The sequence below is a fragment of the Rhodococcus sp. PvR044 genome, from assembly GCF_040548995.1.
Lineage (GTDB): Bacteria > Actinomycetota > Actinomycetes > Mycobacteriales > Mycobacteriaceae > Rhodococcus_G > Rhodococcus_G oryzae.
Map to the genome: position 1 here is coordinate 20,686 of NZ_JBEPSX010000003.1, position 15,944 is coordinate 36,629.

Consider the following 15,944-nt stretch of genomic DNA (forward strand, 5'->3'; position numbering starts at 1 on the left):
ATCCTAGCTTCCACAAACTCTTCCCACAGGTCAAAGGCGCACCTCCGCTGGAAGCCGACGGTTCCTGGCCGGTGAATCTTCACGGCTCGATTACGGCTCGTTCATCCCGTGGCCACGTCGCTCTGGCGAAATGAGGTCACGTTGTATAGACAACATTGACCAGGGAGACACCATGCGACTGCACCACCTTCGCCAGGCGAGCCTTGCTTGCTCGCTGGCGATCGCCCTGTCAGCCCTCGCCGGCTGCGGCCTGACCACCAAGGCGGACGGCGACGCAGGCAAGGCCGCCACCGCCACGTCTGCCCAGGACTTCGGTGGCATGGACGGCCTCATTGCCGCCGCCAAGCAGGAGGGCAAGCTGAACGCCATTGCGCTGCCACGGGACTGGGCCAACTACGGGGAGATCATCGACACCTTCGAGGCGAAGTACGGGATCGACGTCGAGGTCGAGAACCCGGATGCATCCAGCCAGGACGAGATCAACGCCGCGACCTCACGCAAAGGGCAGGACCGATCGCCGGATGTCCTGGACGTGGGTCACACCTTCGGGATCAGTGCCTCCGAGCAGGGTGTGCTGGCGCCGTACCGCGTGCAGGCGTTCGGCGACATCCCCGAGGGGCAGAAGGATGCCGCTGCAGCCTGGTACAACGACATGGGCGGCTACGTCTCGATCGGCTGTGATGCCCGCGTTGTCAAGTGCCCGACGACCTTTGCCGAACTGCTCGACCCCCAGTACAAGGGCATGGTCGCGCTGACGGGCAACCCCACGCAGTCCGCCTCCGCGTTCTCCGCCGTCTACGCGGCGGCGCTCGCGAACGGCGGCTCCTTCGACAACATCGCGCCGGGTCTTGACTACTTCGCCAGGCTCAGCGAGGTCGGCAACTTCAACCCGGTCGAGTCCACGCCCGCGACCATTCAGAAGGGCGAGACGCCCATCAGCGTGAATTGGGACTACCTCAACGCCGGGTACCGGGACGCGCTCCGCGACAAGGGTGTTGATTGGCAGGTCTCCATCCCGGCCGACGGCTTGTTCGCCCAGTTCTACTCGCAGGGAATCGTGAAGTGGGCGCCTCACCCGGCCGCGGCGAGGCTGTGGCAGGAGTTCCTCTACAGCCCTGAGGGCCAGAACCTCTGGTTGAAGGGCTATGCCCGTCCGGTGCTCATGCCCGCGATGGAGAAGGCGGGAACTCTCGATGCCACGCTCGCGGCCCGCCTGCCGGAGGTCGATGCCGACGCTCCCGTCTTCCCGGCGGAGGAACAGTCGACCAAGGCCAAGGACGTCGTCAGCCGCGGCTGGGGCAGCGTCCTCTCGAAATGAGCATCCCACTGACCGTGGCCGGTAGCCGGGCCACGCTGCCCCGCCCCGCCCTTGACAGCGCTCTGGTCCCCCGGCGTCGCAGCCTTCGGGTGGCGGCGGGGGGCTGGCTCGGCGTCCTTCCGCTGTTCCTGTTCGTGGGGGTCGCGTTGGGCCTGCCCGTCGCCACGATGGTGATCGGTGCGTTCACCACACCCTCGACGAGTTCGGCCGAGGGCGGACTGACCACGGCCAACATGGCCGCGACGATGCAGGACCCCTACCTGTCGAGCCTGATCGGCAGCATCAAGCTCTCAGCGACGGCCGCGGCGATCGGGGCGGCCGTCGGCCTGCCGATCGCGCACGCAATCGTGACGTCGCGGTTCCGGGCCCTGCGCGAGGCGGTCCTGGCGGCGGCAGGCGTGCTGGCGAACTTCGGCGGGGTTCCCCTGGCCTTCGCGTTCGTGGCGACCCTCGGTAACGCGGGCGTCCTGACCAACGCCTTCCACCTCGGCGACCTCGGTTGGAGCCTCTACGACATGCGGGGACTGACCGTCGTGTACCTGTACTTCCTCATCCCGCTGATGGTCCTGACCCTCACCCCGGCACTCGAGGGTCTGCGGGTGCAGTGGCGTGAGGCGGCGGCCAACAACCGCGCGAACACGGTGCAGTACTGGAGGCACGTGGCGTTGCCGATCCTGCTGCCGTCGCTTCTCGGCGGATTCGTCCTGCTGTTCGGGACGGCATTCAGCACTTACGCGACGGCCGCGGCGATCGCAGGTAGCACGGTGCAGCTGGTCACGGTGCAGATCGCGGCAGGCCTGTCCGGCGACGTCTTGGTGGGGCAGGGCAACGTCGCCCTCGCCCTCGGCCTGGACATGGTGCTGATCGCGGCGATCGTCATGGCCATCTATCTGCCGCTGCAGCGAAGGAGTGCACGATGGCTGGCCTGACGATGTCCAGGCCGGGACTCGGCCGCGGGGTCGTGCTCCTGGTCGCCGGCCTCTACTTCGTGGTCCCGATCGTGTGCGCGTTCGCGTTCAGTGTGGGCATCGGGTCGCCGGGCCAGCAGGTCGGTCTCGACGCCTACACCGGGATCGGCGCCGCGGAGGGCCTGGCCGACAGCCTCGCGCTGACGCTGAAGGTGGCCGCGGCGACCGTCGCCCTTGTGCTCGGGGTGCTGGTACCGGCGCTGCTCGCGGTGCGGCTCGCCGCACCGCGTCTGCGCACGGCCGTGCAGGCCGTGTGCCTGCTACCGCTGGTCGTCCCGGCCGTCGCCCTTGGCGCGGGCATCACCACGCTGCTGCGGTGGGGTGCGGATCGCTATTACGGCACGCCGTTGTTCGAGGGCCTTGTCGCGCTGCAGGATCCAGATTTCCCCGTGATCCTCGTGCTCGCCTTTGCCGTGATGGCCCTGCCTCTGGCGTACAGCACGCTCGACGCCGGCCTGTCGGCGCTCGACCTGCGGGTCCTCGTCGAAGCCGCGCGGTCCTGCGGGTCCTCGTGGCCGCGCACTCTTGTCCACGTCGTGCTGCCGAATCTGCGTGGCGCGCTTCTCAATGCCGCATTCCTGACCCTCGCCCTCGTCCTCGGCGAGTACGCCGTTGCCGCGCTCCTCGGGTACCAGCCGTTCGCCGTGTGGACCGTCGTCATCAGCGGGTCCGAGGCGCAGATGTCGGTGGCCGTGTCCATCGTCGGCTTGCTCGGCACCTGGGCACTGCTCATGGTGATCGCCGCGGCCGGGCGCACCAAACGCCTCAAGGAGGCCTCATGACCGAGTTACTGACCGATCGGATGCCCACCCTCGCAACGGGGGCCGGTTCCACCGTGGAGTTCCGCGGATTGCGTCGCACATTCGGCGCCACCACGGCGTTGGACGGGCTGGACCTGGAGATCCGGCCTGGCGAGCTGCTGGCGCTGCTCGGCCCGTCCGGATGCGGCAAGACGACTGCCCTGCGCACCGTTGCCGGCTTCGAGCGGCCCGACGCGGGCACGGTGCTCATGGACGGCGAGGACGTCACGCGGATCCCCGCGCACCGCCGCGATGTGGGCATGGTGTTCCAGTCCTACAGTCTCTTCCCACATCTGAACGCCGTCGACAACATCGCGTTCGGTCTGCGGATGCAGGGGACGGGCAAGTCCGCCCGGCGTGCCCGCGCGATGGAGCTGCTGGAGCTGGTCGGGCTGCCGCAGCATGCCGAACGGTTCCCGAGCCAGCTCTCCGGCGGGCAGCAGCAGCGGATCGCGTTGGCCCGCGCCCTCGCGCTGCGCCCCAAGGTCCTGTTGCTGGACGAGCCGCTGTCGGCGCTCGATGCGCAGGTTCGACAGACCCTCCGGGAGGAGATCCGCAGGCTGCAACAGCAATTGGGCATCACGACGCTGTTCGTGACCCACGACCAGGAGGAAGCCCTCTCGATGGCGGACCGGGTCGCTGTCATGCGGTCCGGGCAGATGGAGCAGTGTGCCGCTCCTGCCGAGCTCTACCAGCGCCCCGCGACGGCCTTCGTCGCCGAGTTCGTCGGGGTCATGAGCCGGATACCGGGACGGCTTGCGTCGGACGGCCGGGCGGTGCACGTCCTCGGGCGCAGCCTGTCGGTCCACGGGGAGCTCCCGGGCTCAACGGACTTCGGAGGCGGCGCCCGCGACGTCGATGTGCTCGTGCGCCCGGAGACCCTTGGCGTGACGGCGGCAGACGACGGAACCTCCCGCATCACCGCCGCGACGTTCCGGGGCGCAGGCACCCGGTTGACGGTGCGATTGCCGGACGGGCGCGAGGCGGTTGCGGACGTGCCGACTGCCGCCGCCACCGCGCTCGGCGCGGGCACTGCCGTGACCCTCTCGTTGCCGGATTGTCCGGTGCTGGTGGACCGCCCGCGCGGAGCCGCGAGGCCGGCCGGCAGTGCAGTGCAGCAAACTGTTTCGACCACCCGCCGACCCTGGAGGCGCACCCGATGAGCCACGACGCCCGCCCCGGCGCCCCGGCAGCCGTCCTCTTCGACATGGACGGGACACTGGTCGACACCGAGCGGCTCTGGTGGGATGCGGTCGAGCAGGTCGCGGCATGGCACGGCCGTCCCCTGTCGCCTGCCGACGCGCCAGACGTCTTGGGGCGTCCCTCGTCTCACACCGCGGCCCACCTGTGCCGGGCGCTGGGACCGACTGCACCCGACGCGGATGCGCTTGCCCGCGAGCTCGATTCGACGTTCACGACCCTGGTTGCCGACGAGGTCGTGCCGCGCCCCGGCGTGCTTTCGTTGCTCGACGAACTGGTCGCCGCACGGATCCCCACGGCGATCGTGACGGCGTCACCGCGAAGGGTCGTCGACCTGGTGCGCGATACGCTCGGCGCGGAGCGGTTCACCACGACGATCGCCGTCGAGGACACGGTCCACTCCAAGCCGGCGCCGGACCCCTACCTCGCGGCCGCGGCGGCCCTCGGTGTGGACCCGCGCGCGTGCGTCGCGGTCGAGGACACTCCCGTGGGTGTGGCGGCAGCCGAGGCCGCGGGATGCGCCGTGCTCGTCGTGCCCTCGGTTGCGATCCCGCCTGCGGCGGGACGGACGATCCTGGACTCGCTCGAGGGGGCCGACGTCGCCTTCCTCGCCTCCCTGCTGCACCCGGCCGAAAGGTATTGAGCATGGACGACATCCGTCACGTGGTGATCCTGATGCAGGAGAACCGCAGCTTCGACCACTACTTCGGCACGCTCGGCGGAGTCCGCGGCTTCGAGGACCGGCAGGCCCTGACTTTTCCTCACGGCGACAGCGTCTTCCGGCAGCCTGCGCTGTCCCGCGCCGACGGGGGTGTGCTCCTGCCGTACCGGATGGACTCCACCCGGTACAACGCCCAGAACGCGGAGGGTCTGCCGCACGACTGGGAGAGCGGTCACGATGCGATCAATCAAGGCGCGATGAACCGCTGGACCTCGGCCAAGGGCGAGCAGAGCATGGGATACCTCACCCGGGAGGACATCCCGTATCAGTACGCGCTCGCGGACGCGTTCACGATCGGCGATGCGTACTTCTGCTCGATGGCCGGCCCCACCAGCCCGAACCGCCTCTACCTCTGGACCGGGACGGTGGGGCCCGGCCGCGACGGCACGACCGGGCCGTGGATCGACAACACGCCCCTACCGGAGAGCCCGGTCTGCGACTGGACGACCTATGCCGAGCGTCTCTCGGACGCAGGTGTCTCCTGGCGCGTCTACCACACTCCCGGCCTGGACGAGCGCGACGGCAACTACGAGGACAACGCCCTCGAGTACTTCCCCCAGTTCCACGATTTCCCCGAGGACGATCCCCGATACATCAACGCGATGACGAGGTGGGACCTGACGGACTTCGACGCACACTGCGAGGACGGGACGCTGCCCACGGTGTCGTGGCTCGTGTCGCCGTACCTGTTCTGCGAACACCCGAACGCCAGCCCCGCGTACGGTGCGCACTGGGTCGACACCGCCCTCCAATCGCTGTTCGCCAACCCCGAGGTGTGGCGGCACACCGTGTTCCTCGTCATGTACGACGAGAACGACGGCTACTTCGACCATGTCGTGCCGCCCTTCCCGCCCGCCGGGACCCCGGAGGAGTTCGTCGACGGGCAGCCGATCGGGCTGGGCAACCGGGTGCCGCTGTTCGTGGCCTCCCCGTGGTCGCGTGGCGGATGGGTGAACTCCCAGGTGTTCGACCACACCTCGGTGCTGCGTTTTCTTGAGCGCGTCACGGGGGTGCGCGAGCCCAACATCAGTGCATGGCGGCGTGCGGTGTGCGGCGACCTGACGAGCTGCTTCGACTTCGGCAATCCCGACTACTCAATTCCGGAGCTACCGGACACGAGGGCGCTGATGGCGGCCGCCGATGCGGCCGTGGACCTGCCCCCGGTGCCGCTGCCTGCCTCGGGCGCCCAGGTCATGCCGACTCAGGAGCCGGGGAGCCGCCCGCACCGGCCGCTGCCCTACCGGCCCTGGGTCGATGTCGTGGTGGATGGCACCGCCGGCCGGGTTCGCGCCGAGCTGATGAACGAGGGGAGCGTGGCGTTCCACTACACGGTCTTCCCCAACGCGTACCGGCCATTCGCAGGCACGCCGTTCACGGTCGCGCCGCTGGGCACGGCCGTCTACGAGTGGGACGCCGTCCGCACGGCGGGTCGCTACGACTTTACCGTCCACGGGGCCGACGGCTTCCTCTGCCACGTCGCGGGCGTCCTGCCGCTGGCCGAGAACGCGGCGGCACCCGACGTGAGGGCGGTGCTGCGGGTCAGCGGCCCCGCGGATGCGTGGATCGAGCTGGAGCTGGCCAACCACGGTGCGACCACGCTGAACTTCACGATCGCCCCGCAGGAGGGCGGCGGGGAATCGCGGACCTGCGAGGTCGGGCCGATCGGGCGGGCGAGCATCCGCTGGCCCGCGGTGGACGGGCGTTACGACGTGACCATCACCGCCGACGACGGCACGTCATTCACCCGGCGCTACGCGGGAACGGTGCACGGTTCGGACATCGCGCAGGCGTGACCCGCCGTCGCTCGGCACCGCGCGACGCATCGGCAGGCCGTTGGGAGGTTGCGGCATGATGGGTTCGGTGCAGGACAACCGACACACCAAGCCCCTGCTGATCGCCAGCGACGTCGACGGCACCCTGATCGACGACGACGAGAAGGTCAGCGCCCGGACCAGGGCCGCAGTCCAGGCTGCGGTGGCCGACGGGACGCCCTTCGTGCTGTCCACCGGGCGCCCGCCGCGATGGATCGCCCCGGTGGTCGACGAGCTCGGATTCGCGCCGCTCGCCGTCTGCGCGAACGGCGCGGTGGTCTACGACAGCAACGCCGACCGGGTGCTGAGCGCCGTCACGCTGTCCACCGACGAGCTGGGCTGGCTGGCAGACCTGGCGATGAGCGCGCTGCCCGGGTGCGGCCTCGCCGCGGAACGGGTCGGGGCCAGCGCCCACGACGCGGCCACCCCGCAGTTCGTCAGCTCGCCGGGCTACGAGCACGCCTGGCTGAACCCGGACAACACCGAGATGTCAGGGGACGAGGTGCTGGCGCACCCCGCGGTGAAGCTGCTGATCCGGCTGCCCGGCACCAGCAGCGCCGCGATGGCGGCCACCCTCGCCCCGCTGATCGGCACCCGCGCGGACCTGACGTATTCGACCGACAAGGGTCTGATCGAGGTCTCCGCCCCCGGGATCACCAAGGCGTCCGGGCTCACGGTGGTCGCCGAGCAGCTCGGTATCCCGGTGTCCGGCATCGTGGCGTTCGGTGACATGCCCAACGACGTGCCCATGCTCACCCTGGCCCGCCACGGGGTCGCCATGGAGAACGCGCACCTCGACGCGATCACCGCGGCCGATGAGGTGACCACGTCGAATTCGGCGGACGGCGTGGCACGGGTCCTCGAGCGCTGGTGGGGCCAGCCGTAGGCACCCACCTTCGTGCTACTCGCCGCCTCCGGTAGCCCTACCGGAGGCGGCGAGGTGGCATCACTCGACGGCGGTTCCCTCGAGCTCGACCATCTGGCCGGGGATCGCCAGCCGTGTCACCCCGAGCATCGTTGTGGCCGGTGCCACCCCGGAAGCGCCCAACCGTGCCGCCAGCACGCCGTAGTGCTGGAAGAGCAGATCGACATCGGTGGTGTAGACGTTGAGCCGGACGAGGTTTGACAGGGACATGCCTGCCTCACCGAGCACGGCCTCCAGGTTGTCGAGGCTCAGCGCCAACTGCTTCTCCATGTCACCGTCGTGCTGAGGCTTGCCGTCGGCGCTCATCGCGGTCTGCCCGGAGCAGTACAGGGTTCGGGTGTGCCCGGAGACGAGCTCACCCTGGTTGAATCCCATCTCCACCGACCACGTCACCGGGTTGACTGCCGTTCGTTCCACTGCCACATCAGGCTCCATTCGCTTCGTCGGAGTACGCACGTCCATCGGCCCGGTGGCCGCTGTCTGGGACGCCGTGGTGGCAAGCCTCCCAACGAATCAGGACACCTTGTGTCGTGATTCAGTAGAGTTTTCGGATGCGTGCCGACCGGTTGGTGTCACTGGTGCTGCTGCTGCGCCAGCGCGGTCGGCTGACCGCGGCCGAGCTTGCCGACGAGCTCGAGGTGTCCACCCGCACCGTGCTGCGCGACATCGAGGCGCTGTCCGTGGCCGGCGTCCCGGTCTTCGCCGAACGCGGCAGGCACGGCGGGTTCGCGTTGCTACCCGGGTTTCGGACCGAGCTCACCGGGCTGAACCACGACGAGGCGCTTGCCCTGCTGGTCGCCGGATCGCGGCGCGGCGCGCAGGCATTCGGCCTCGACTCGGCGCTGGCCGCGGCGATGCTCAAAGTGGTTGACGCGCTACCCGAAAGCTATCGGGACACCGCTGCTGACGTGGCCGAGCGATTGCTCATCGACCCGGAGACCGATCTGCTGTCGCGACGGCGGGACGCGGAGGAGGTGCCCGGCGCCATAGTCGCCGAGATCCGGCGCGCGGTGTTCGCAGGAAACAAGCTGCGCATCCACTACGCGGCGCTCGACCAGACCCCGCGGTGGCGCACGGTGGACCCGATCGGCCTGGTCACCGTGCGCGACCGGGGCTACCTGCTGGCCACGAGATCTGGCGCGGACCGCACCTACCGGCTGTCGCGGGTGGTAGCCGCCGAGGAACTCCCCGAACCGGCACAGCGACCGGACCGGGTGGATCTGGATCGCGCCTGGCGGGATCGCAGCACCCGGTTTCGGACCGGCGGCGACCAGGTCGCCGTGGTGGTACGGGTGAACCCGGCGCGGCGGGAAGACCTGCTGGACACCGCGCTGGCCGTCCGCACCGAGGAACCCGACGCACACGGCTGGCTGCGGCTGGAGGTGACCTTCCAAGATCCACGACACGCCGAATGGGCGCTGTGGCAGCTCGCCACGGACGGGGAAGCCCTTGCCCCGCAATGGTTGCGCGACTCCCTGCGCGACCGCGCCGCCGCGATCGCCACTCGCTATGGGGACAGCCGGTCCGGCTGATGCGCTGAGATCTACTGACGCCAGGGCGATCTCACTCCAGGTAGCGCAGCACGGCGAGCACCCGTCGGTGGTGGCCGTCCGACGGCGGCAGGTCCAGCTTGGTGAAGATGTTGCCGATGTGCTTCTCGACCGCGCGCTCGGTCACGTGCAAGGAGGCGGCAAGGGCGGCGTTGGACAGCCCCTGCGCCATCAGCCCGAGTACCTCCCGCTCGCGCGGGGTGAGGGCATCGAGGGCCTTGGCCTTGCGGCTCGAGCCGATCAACTGGGTCACCACCTCCGGATCCAGGGCGGTGCCGCCCGCGGCCACCCGCTGCAGGGCATCGACGAACTCGCCGACATCGGCGACCCGGTCCTTGAGCAGATAGCCGACACCCGCAGCCCGGCCGGCGAGAAGCTCGGCGGCATACCGCGTCTCGACCCACTGGGAGAACACGAGCACCCCGACCTCGGGGAACCTGCGGCGCAGGGCCACCGCCTCGACCAGGCCCTCGTCGGTGAAGGTGGGTGGCATCCGGATGTCGACGACCGCGACATCCGGGAGGTGCTCGGCGACGGCCGTCCCCAGCGAGGTCGCGTCGCCGACGATGGCCACGACCTCGTGTCCACGTTCGATCAGCAACTGCGCCAGACCATCTCGGAGGATGGCGTTGTCCTCTGCGATCACGATCCGCATCAGTGTGTCCCGTCGACCGGCAACGAAAGGGTCACCACCGTCGGACCCCCGACCGGGCTGTCCACGTGCAGTGATCCGTCCACGGTACCGGCCCGGGCCGCGAGCCCGGCGAGCCCGCTGCCTGCACCGATGACCGCACCGCCGATGCCGTTGTCCCGCACCGACACCGACAGTCCATCACCGTCGGACATCGCGGACACCCATACCCGGGTCGCCCCGGAATGCCGGGCGACGTTGGTGAGCAGCTCGGCAACGGAGAAGTAGGCGATCGTCTCGGTGCCGGGAGTCGGCCGCGGATCCACCGACACCGCGAGGTCGACCGGCACGACGCTGCGGGCGGCCAGTGTCTGCAGCGCGGGCCCCAGGCCGAGGTCGAGGGCGGGCGGATGGATGCCCCGCACCACTTCCCGTAGCTCGGTCAGCGCCTCCTTGGCGGCGGAATGCGCGCTGTGCACCAGCTCCGAGGGATCCTCGCCCGCCGCGATCCGGTCCTCCGCGCGACCGAGGGTCATCGCCATCGCCACCAATCGGGCCTGGGTGCCGTCGTGCAGGTCGCGCTCCACCCGGCGCAGCCTCGTGGCCGAGTCCTCGACCGCCTCGGTGCGGGTGCGCTCGAGTTCCTCGACGCGAACATCGCGAGCCGCGGGCCCGAGAAGCGCCCGGATCAGCATCCGGTCCAGCGCGGCGAGCGCGCGGATCGGCCAGGGCGCCAGGAACAGCCCGACGATGCCCACCGTCGACAGCACCAGCATCTGCGCCCAGGTGTCGAGGTACACATCGCCGAATTGGATGAGCGAACGTCGGGCGACGCCGTTCTCGTCGTAGTTCGTGGGCTCGATCAGCCACCACAGCAGCGGCGAGACCGCAAAGCCCATCGAGACGACCACGAAGAGCAGGGCGCCCCACACGGCTGCGATCGCGAGCACGGTCTTGATCAGTATGAACGCGATCGCGCGCCATCCCGTTCGGTCGATGAGCCCGGACCAGATGAACCCGAGCGCACCCGGCCGAGGGGAGAACGGTGGCGGATCCTCCACCGGCGAGCGGAGCATCGACGCGGAGAGGGTGCGATAGGCGTGGCCGAAACCCCTGGCCCCCACGATCATCGCCGCCAGCAGGGGGATACCGATCAGGGTGATCACGAGGACGCCCCCGAACATGGCGCCAAGGAAGAGATACGTGATGCCGGCAAGGGCCAGCACGGCGGTCACCGCCAGGTATCCGCCCTCACGCCAGGTCTGCGCCGCGATCGGGGCTCGGAGGAACTCGCGGAGCGCCGGTGCGCGGGGAGTGGTCGTCGTCATGGGAACCATGTTTCCCGATGCCCGATGCGCGTTCGAGGGTGTTGCCAGGCGATTCGGGGGTGTGGCCAGCCACACCGCGGCGCGAGGCACGGAAACGGGAACGGCTCCGCATCGGGGAAACCGATGCGGAGCCGATGTTCTCGTTCCTGTGCCCGGGGTCAGCCGGCGGGCGCGGGGGCCGGTTCGGCAGCCGCGGGCGGAGCGGGAGGCGCCACCGGAGCGGGTGCCGCCTCGGCGACGGGTGCGGCTGCGGGGGTCGCGGCAGCGCCCTCCTGATAGGCCTTCGCGTAGGCGTCGTTGTAGGTCTTGAGGATCGTGGTGACGATGCCGGTGACCTCGTTGAAGATCAACGATCCGCCCTCGAAGTCGGTGCGCTTGCCGTCCGGCACCGTGTATTCATCGCTGGTCGGCAGGCCGAGCGAACCGGAGTCGAGGCCGGAGGTCTGCCAGGTCTCGAAGATCTTGCCGAGCACCGTCCACACTCCACCGTTCGGGGAGGTGGCGATGGCGCCGTTGGTGAACTTCACGACCTTGTTGCCGCCCTTGACCGGGATCTCGCCGGACAGCGAGTTCCCGAGGCGTCCGGTGTCGCCGCCCTCCGCGATCCACTTCTGTGCGATGGGGGAGGGGTCGGTCAGCCGGAGCAGCTCGCCGACCAGTGCGCCGATGGCGCCCGCCGTCGAACCGGTGCCTGCCGCGGCTGCGTCCGGGGCGACGCCCGGGCTCGCGTTGTCGGTGGGCGGGTTGTTCGGTGCCGCGGCGAGCACGCCGGACGACGAACCGCCGCCCAGGTTCGCCGCCGCGATGTCGCGGATCTGGCCGAGCTTGGCGTAGCCGGCGTCGCCCGGGCAGCTGGTGTTGCCCACGTCGCGGTGCGCGAAGATGATCGGCAGGTCAACGGCCTCGCCCTGGGCGTACGGCGTGAACTCGGTGCCCTCGGAGTACATCGTGGTGCGGCCCTTGGGATCCAGGCCCGCCTTCGCGAGTCGCCAGCCGAGGAACTTGCCGACCGCGTTGACGGTCTCCTGTGGCGGGGTCACCGTGGAGAAGTCGCCCATCATCGCGATACCCATGGTGTTCTCGTTGAAACCGCCCGCGTGTGCGCCCTGGACGTTGCGGTCCAGACCGCCTGCGCGGCCCTCGAAGATCTGGCCGTACTTGTCGACCAGCACGTTGTAGCCGACATCGCACCAGCCGAGCGTGGAGGCGTGGTACGCGTAGATCGCGCGGACGATCTCGACCGACTCCGACTTGGAGTAGTCGTTGCTACCCGCGGTGTGGTGCACCGTCGCACCGCCGAGGGAATCGTCGTACACCGGCTCCTGGCAGCGGATGGACTCGTCGGCCCCCCACTGTGCGCGGGTGATCACCTTCGGGCCGGAAGTACTGCCCAGGGGAGTCGCGATGTCGCCGAGGGTGCTGTCCGATGCCGAGGTGCCGGGCTCGATGAGCACGGCGGTGACCGCCTCGGCGAGCTGCTGCACGGAGTTCGCCTGCGGTGCGGCCGCGGGCTGCGGTGCGGGCGCCTGCTGCGGTGCCTCCGGCTGCGGCGCGGGTTCCTGGCCGCGCAGGGGGCTCGACAGCGCGGCGGGCGCGAAGCCCATCGGCAGCTGCGCGGGATCGGCAGGGGCGAGCTGGTTCGGCAGCGCCGGAGCCGCGGGAGCGTCGGCGGTTCCCGACGCGGGCAGCGCCGCCGCGGCCTGCTCGACCTTGGTGACCAGCACCTGGACGGCCTTGGTGGCGCCGACGAACACCGGCTCGGTGCCCGTCTTGCCGCCAGTGGTCTTGTCGTCCTTGCGGGAGTCGACCTTCTCGGTGGCGAACCAAGGGCCCCACGAGCCGTCGGCCAGTTGGGCGCGGACCTTGGCAGCGGTGGCGCCGAGCTCCGAGGTCAGCGCGATCATGCTGAACGGGGTGTCGCGGGTGATCTCCTTGACCGCAGTACCGAACTGCTCCTCGGGGCTCGCGGCGGGAGCCGCTGCGGGCTCGGGTGCCGGTGCCGGCGCGGGAGCCGGTGCGCCGCCTGCGATGTCGCCGGGCGCGGTCAGCTGCGGGATCTGGATCGACGGCGGCAGCGAGATCCCGGGGGGCAGCGGCAGGTTCTGCGGCAGCGGGATCTCGGTGGGGAGGTTGGCCGGGATCGGGATCTTCTTCAGGTCGGACAGATGGAGGTCGGGCAGGTCGAGTCCGGTGATGTCCTTGAGCGGGATCACGATGTCGGGGACCTGCGCGAGGACCACCTCGGCGATCTGCGTCGGGACAGCCGACGGCGCGGAGGTGGTGGTGGAACGGACGCCGGTGGCGCTGGTGACGCCCCAGACCGCGAGCGGGCTCGCGATCGCCAAGGCGGCAACCGTGCCAAGAACGATTGACGGCTTTGGTCGGCGGTAAGGCAAAAGGGACTCCCTCAGTTGTGGTTTGCGGGTGTCGGTGTCAGCAACTGGTGGTGCAGGTGTGACGGTTGTTGCCATCGCTAGTCACTCTTGCCACACTAGTCACAAACTTTCCAACGCTCAACCTTAACTTGAGGCTTTCGAGATCGGCACGTACGCGCCACCGCGCGTCATCCCGTATGTCGCGCGCTGACGATCAACTCCGTCGATGAGGAGATCAGGGTATGGCGAGGACCCGTAGGAAGAAGTTTGTCGTCGGTCGACCGATGCGGGGCGGCTGGACACCGTTCGCGATGCGGGCCGCGGTCCTGGGGCTGGCGCCCGCACTCCTGGTCGGCGGCACCGTCGGCGTGGTGGTCGCGACCAGGTCCGCGGGTCCGGATGTCGCCGAGACCGTCGCCGCCGACGCCCCGTACACACTGACCGGCTACGGCCACGGTCACGGCCGGGGAATGGGGCAGTGGGGCGCATACGGCTACGCAAAGCAGGGCTGGACCGCCGAACGCATTCTCGGCTACTACTACGGCGGAACCACGCTCGAAGCGTTGGGGGACAAGGCGATCGGCGTCCGGCTCATGGGCCTGGACGGCAAGGGGCTCGACGTGTTCTCGGATTCGCCGATGGGAGTGGCGGGCCGGACCGTGGCGCCAGGGGAGGCCGCGCACCTCACCGCCGCTCCCGGCGGCGGCGCGACGGTCGTCGTCACAAGGGGTTGCGACGGCGAGGTGCTGTGGCAGGAGTCCACCGCCCATCCCTGGGTGGACCCCGTCGACCTCGGCCCGGACCGGCCGGCGAACGAACACCTGAAGCTGTGTGGTGGCGGCGCGCCGTTCCGCGGCTCGCTCGGTGTCGCGCTCGAGGGCGACGCGCCCCGGGTCGTCAACCACGTCGGCATGGAGGACTATCTGCTCGGTGTCGTGCCGGCGGAGTCGAGGGCCGAATGGGCCGACACCGGCGGCGCGGAGGCGCTGCGCGCGCAGGCCGTAGCGGCCCGGTCCTACGCGGCGGCCGAGAGCCGGTACGCCTACGCGGAGACCTGCGACACGCAGGACTGCCAGGTCTACGGCGGCTCCTCGAAGGAGAACCCGAAGACCACCGAGGCCGTCCGCTCCACCGCGGGCAAGGTGCTGACGAAGGAGGGCAAGCCGGTCTCCGCGGAGTTCTCGGCATCGACCGGCGGGTACAGCGCCGGCGGCGCGTTCGGGGCCGTCGAGGACCTGGGCGACACCGAATCTCCCAACCACAAGTGGACGCAGACCCTGACCGCGGGCGAGATCGCCACCGCGTTCGGTGTCGGCGAGCTGCATTCGATCGAGGTCACCTCGCGCAACAACCTCGGGCCCGACGGCGGGCGGGTCACCGGGCTGAGGGTGGCGGGCTCGACCGGCACCAAGGAGGTGACCGGCGACGAGGCGCGCACCAAGCTGGGTCTGAAGTCCGATTGGTTCACCATCACCGAGGGCGTCGGGCCCGCCGCGCCGCCGCCTGCCTCCGCTCTTGCGGCGCCGGGCGTCGACAACGCCGACCCGACCGGGGCGGTGGAGCCGACCGACATCGAGCGCAAGTATGCGGAGCTCGGGGGCCATCTCGGCGTGCTCGGGGCCCCGGTCGGGCCGGAGCTGGCGATGCCCGACGAGGCGGGGCGGTTCCGGATGTACACGCACGGGGCCATCGTCTGGACCAAGATCACCGGCGCGCAGGTGCTCGATGCCAGCGTCCTGACGGCCAAGCTGCCCGGCCTGGGGAGCTGACCGGCGATGAGTTTCGGCTGCCTCCCGGGTCACAACATGTGACAGTGGAAAACCACGACCCGGGAGGCAACGATGCAGATCTACCCCTCACTCTGGTTCGACGATCAGGCCGAGGAGGCCGCGAACTACTACGTGTCGATCTTCAAGAACTCGAAGATCCTGACGATCGCCCGATATCCGGCCGGAGCGCCAGGCCCGGAGGGCAGCGTGATGACCGTGGACTTCGAGCTGAACGGGCACCGCATCAACGCGATCAACGGCGGACCGCAATTCACCTTCACCGAGGCGGTCTCCCTGCTCGTCGACTGTGATTCGCAGGAGGAGGTCGACGAGTACTGGGCCAAGCTGACCGCGGACGGCGGGCAGGAGGTGCAGTGCGGCTGGCTCAAGGACAAGTACGGACTGTCCTGGCAGATCGTGCCCCCGGGATTCGACGAGATGATGGTGACCGGCGATCCCGAGAAGTCGCAGCGGGCCATGCAGGCGATGATGCAGATGAAGAAGCTCGACGTGAACGAACTGCGACGCGCGTACAACGGGGAGTAGCC

14 protein-coding genes are annotated in these 15,944 nt (G+C 69.7%); 10 read left to right on the forward strand and 4 right to left on the reverse strand.

What is annotated here, in order from left to right:
- Window positions 1–172 precede the first annotated feature (172 nt).
- Genes ABIC28_RS08605 through ABIC28_RS08635 form a run of 7 tightly spaced genes read left to right on the forward strand, consistent with a single transcriptional unit; the run spans window position 173 to window position 7,704 of the window.
- The gene (locus tag ABIC28_RS08605; RefSeq protein WP_209927910.1) at window positions 173–1,318 is read left to right on the forward strand and encodes an ABC transporter substrate-binding protein; all 1,146 of its coding nucleotides are present in this window, start codon (window positions 173–175) and stop codon (window positions 1,316–1,318) included.
- Window positions 1,315–2,247, forward strand: a complete 933-nt coding sequence (locus tag ABIC28_RS08610) for an ABC transporter permease (protein ID WP_097214151.1) — start codon at window positions 1,315–1,317, stop codon at window positions 2,245–2,247. Before ABIC28_RS08605 ends, ABIC28_RS08610 begins: the two co-directional genes overlap by 4 nt.
- Window positions 2,235–3,068 (forward strand): ABC transporter permease, encoded by an 834-nt coding sequence (locus tag ABIC28_RS08615; RefSeq protein ID WP_209927909.1) that lies wholly within the window; start codon window positions 2,235–2,237, stop codon window positions 3,066–3,068. Before ABIC28_RS08610 ends, ABIC28_RS08615 begins: the two co-directional genes overlap by 13 nt.
- Window positions 3,065–4,249, forward strand: coding sequence for an ABC transporter ATP-binding protein (locus tag ABIC28_RS08620; RefSeq protein ID WP_354578447.1), 1,185 nt, complete (start codon window positions 3,065–3,067; stop codon window positions 4,247–4,249). The genes ABIC28_RS08615 and ABIC28_RS08620 overlap by 4 nt, the downstream gene beginning before the upstream one ends.
- Window positions 4,246–4,929, forward strand: a complete 684-nt coding sequence (locus tag ABIC28_RS08625) for an HAD family hydrolase (protein WP_097214148.1) — start codon at window positions 4,246–4,248, stop codon at window positions 4,927–4,929. Before ABIC28_RS08620 ends, ABIC28_RS08625 begins: the two co-directional genes overlap by 4 nt.
- Window positions 4,930–4,931: 2 nt before the next feature.
- Window positions 4,932–6,800 carry a phosphocholine-specific phospholipase C gene (locus ABIC28_RS08630; protein ID WP_179800708.1) on the forward strand — a complete coding sequence of 623 codons (1,869 nt, stop codon included), beginning with the start codon at window positions 4,932–4,934 and terminating at the stop codon, window positions 6,798–6,800.
- Between the two features lie 58 nt (window positions 6,801–6,858).
- Complete coding sequence (locus ABIC28_RS08635) at window positions 6,859–7,704, forward strand: HAD family hydrolase (protein WP_354578816.1); 846 nt, start codon at window positions 6,859–6,861, stop codon at window positions 7,702–7,704.
- 60 nt (window positions 7,705–7,764) lie between these two features.
- Here ABIC28_RS08635 and ABIC28_RS08640 read toward each other — a convergent pair whose 3' ends face one another.
- Complete coding sequence (locus tag ABIC28_RS08640) at window positions 7,765–8,160, reverse strand: RidA family protein (RefSeq protein ID WP_354578818.1); 396 nt, start codon at window positions 8,158–8,160, stop codon at window positions 7,765–7,767.
- Between the two features lie 134 nt (window positions 8,161–8,294).
- Here ABIC28_RS08640 and ABIC28_RS08645 point away from each other — a divergent pair, with 134 nt between their 5' ends.
- Window positions 8,295–9,275 (forward strand): helix-turn-helix transcriptional regulator, encoded by a 981-nt coding sequence (locus ABIC28_RS08645; protein ID WP_354578450.1) that lies wholly within the window; start codon window positions 8,295–8,297, stop codon window positions 9,273–9,275.
- A gap of 31 nt (window positions 9,276–9,306) precedes the next feature.
- Here the strand turns inward: ABIC28_RS08645 and ABIC28_RS08650 are convergent, their stop codons facing one another.
- The 3 genes from ABIC28_RS08650 to ABIC28_RS08660 all read right to left on the reverse strand — a co-directional run bounded on the left by ABIC28_RS08650 (window position 9,307) and on the right by ABIC28_RS08660 (window position 13,648).
- Window positions 9,307–9,948 carry a LuxR C-terminal-related transcriptional regulator gene (locus ABIC28_RS08650; RefSeq protein WP_209927907.1) on the reverse strand — a complete coding sequence of 214 codons (642 nt, stop codon included), beginning with the start codon at window positions 9,946–9,948 and terminating at the stop codon, window positions 9,307–9,309.
- The gene (locus ABIC28_RS08655; RefSeq protein WP_269590387.1) at window positions 9,948–11,252 is read right to left on the reverse strand and encodes a sensor histidine kinase; all 1,305 of its coding nucleotides are present in this window, start codon (window positions 11,250–11,252) and stop codon (window positions 9,948–9,950) included. The genes ABIC28_RS08650 and ABIC28_RS08655 overlap by 1 nt, the downstream gene beginning before the upstream one ends.
- Before the next feature lie 158 nt (window positions 11,253–11,410).
- Window positions 11,411–13,648 (reverse strand): N-acetylmuramoyl-L-alanine amidase, encoded by a 2,238-nt coding sequence (locus ABIC28_RS08660; RefSeq protein WP_354578453.1) that lies wholly within the window; start codon window positions 13,646–13,648, stop codon window positions 11,411–11,413.
- A 221-nt stretch (window positions 13,649–13,869) separates the two neighbouring features.
- Here ABIC28_RS08660 and ABIC28_RS08665 point away from each other — a divergent pair, with 221 nt between their 5' ends.
- Together ABIC28_RS08665 and ABIC28_RS08670 are read left to right on the forward strand one after the other, a co-directional pair.
- Window positions 13,870–15,396, forward strand: coding sequence for a SpoIID/LytB domain-containing protein (locus ABIC28_RS08665; protein ID WP_354578455.1), 1,527 nt, complete (start codon window positions 13,870–13,872; stop codon window positions 15,394–15,396).
- A gap of 72 nt (window positions 15,397–15,468) precedes the next feature.
- Entirely contained in the window at window positions 15,469–15,942 is a 474-nt protein-coding gene (locus tag ABIC28_RS08670) for a VOC family protein (RefSeq protein WP_097214141.1), read from the forward strand.
- Window positions 15,943–15,944 lie beyond the last annotated feature (2 nt).

Bases quoted from the DNA above. Each gene is read 5' to 3' on its own strand.
- ABIC28_RS08605 (WP_209927910.1), top strand. From the start codon at position 173: ATGCGACTGCACCACCTTCGCCAGGCGAGCCTTGCTTGCTCGCTGGCG.
- ABIC28_RS08610 (WP_097214151.1), top strand. From the start codon at position 1,315: ATGAGCATCCCACTGACCGTGGCCGGTAGCCGGGCCACGCTGCCCCGC.
- ABIC28_RS08615 (WP_209927909.1), top strand. From the start codon at position 2,235: ATGGCTGGCCTGACGATGTCCAGGCCGGGACTCGGCCGCGGGGTCGTG.
- ABIC28_RS08620 (WP_354578447.1), top strand. From the start codon at position 3,065: ATGACCGAGTTACTGACCGATCGGATGCCCACCCTCGCAACGGGGGCC.
- ABIC28_RS08625 (WP_097214148.1), top strand. From the start codon at position 4,246: ATGAGCCACGACGCCCGCCCCGGCGCCCCGGCAGCCGTCCTCTTCGAC.
- ABIC28_RS08630 (WP_179800708.1), top strand. From the start codon at position 4,932: ATGGACGACATCCGTCACGTGGTGATCCTGATGCAGGAGAACCGCAGC.
- ABIC28_RS08635 (WP_354578816.1), top strand. From the start codon at position 6,859: ATGGGTTCGGTGCAGGACAACCGACACACCAAGCCCCTGCTGATCGCC.
- ABIC28_RS08645 (WP_354578450.1), top strand. From the start codon at position 8,295: ATGCGTGCCGACCGGTTGGTGTCACTGGTGCTGCTGCTGCGCCAGCGC.
- ABIC28_RS08650 (WP_209927907.1), bottom strand. From the start codon at position 9,948: ATGCGGATCGTGATCGCAGAGGACAACGCCATCCTCCGAGATGGTCTG.
- ABIC28_RS08655 (WP_269590387.1), bottom strand. From the start codon at position 11,252: ATGACGACGACCACTCCCCGCGCACCGGCGCTCCGCGAGTTCCTCCGA.
- ABIC28_RS08665 (WP_354578455.1), top strand. From the start codon at position 13,870: ATGGCGAGGACCCGTAGGAAGAAGTTTGTCGTCGGTCGACCGATGCGG.
- ABIC28_RS08670 (WP_097214141.1), top strand. From the start codon at position 15,469: ATGCAGATCTACCCCTCACTCTGGTTCGACGATCAGGCCGAGGAGGCC.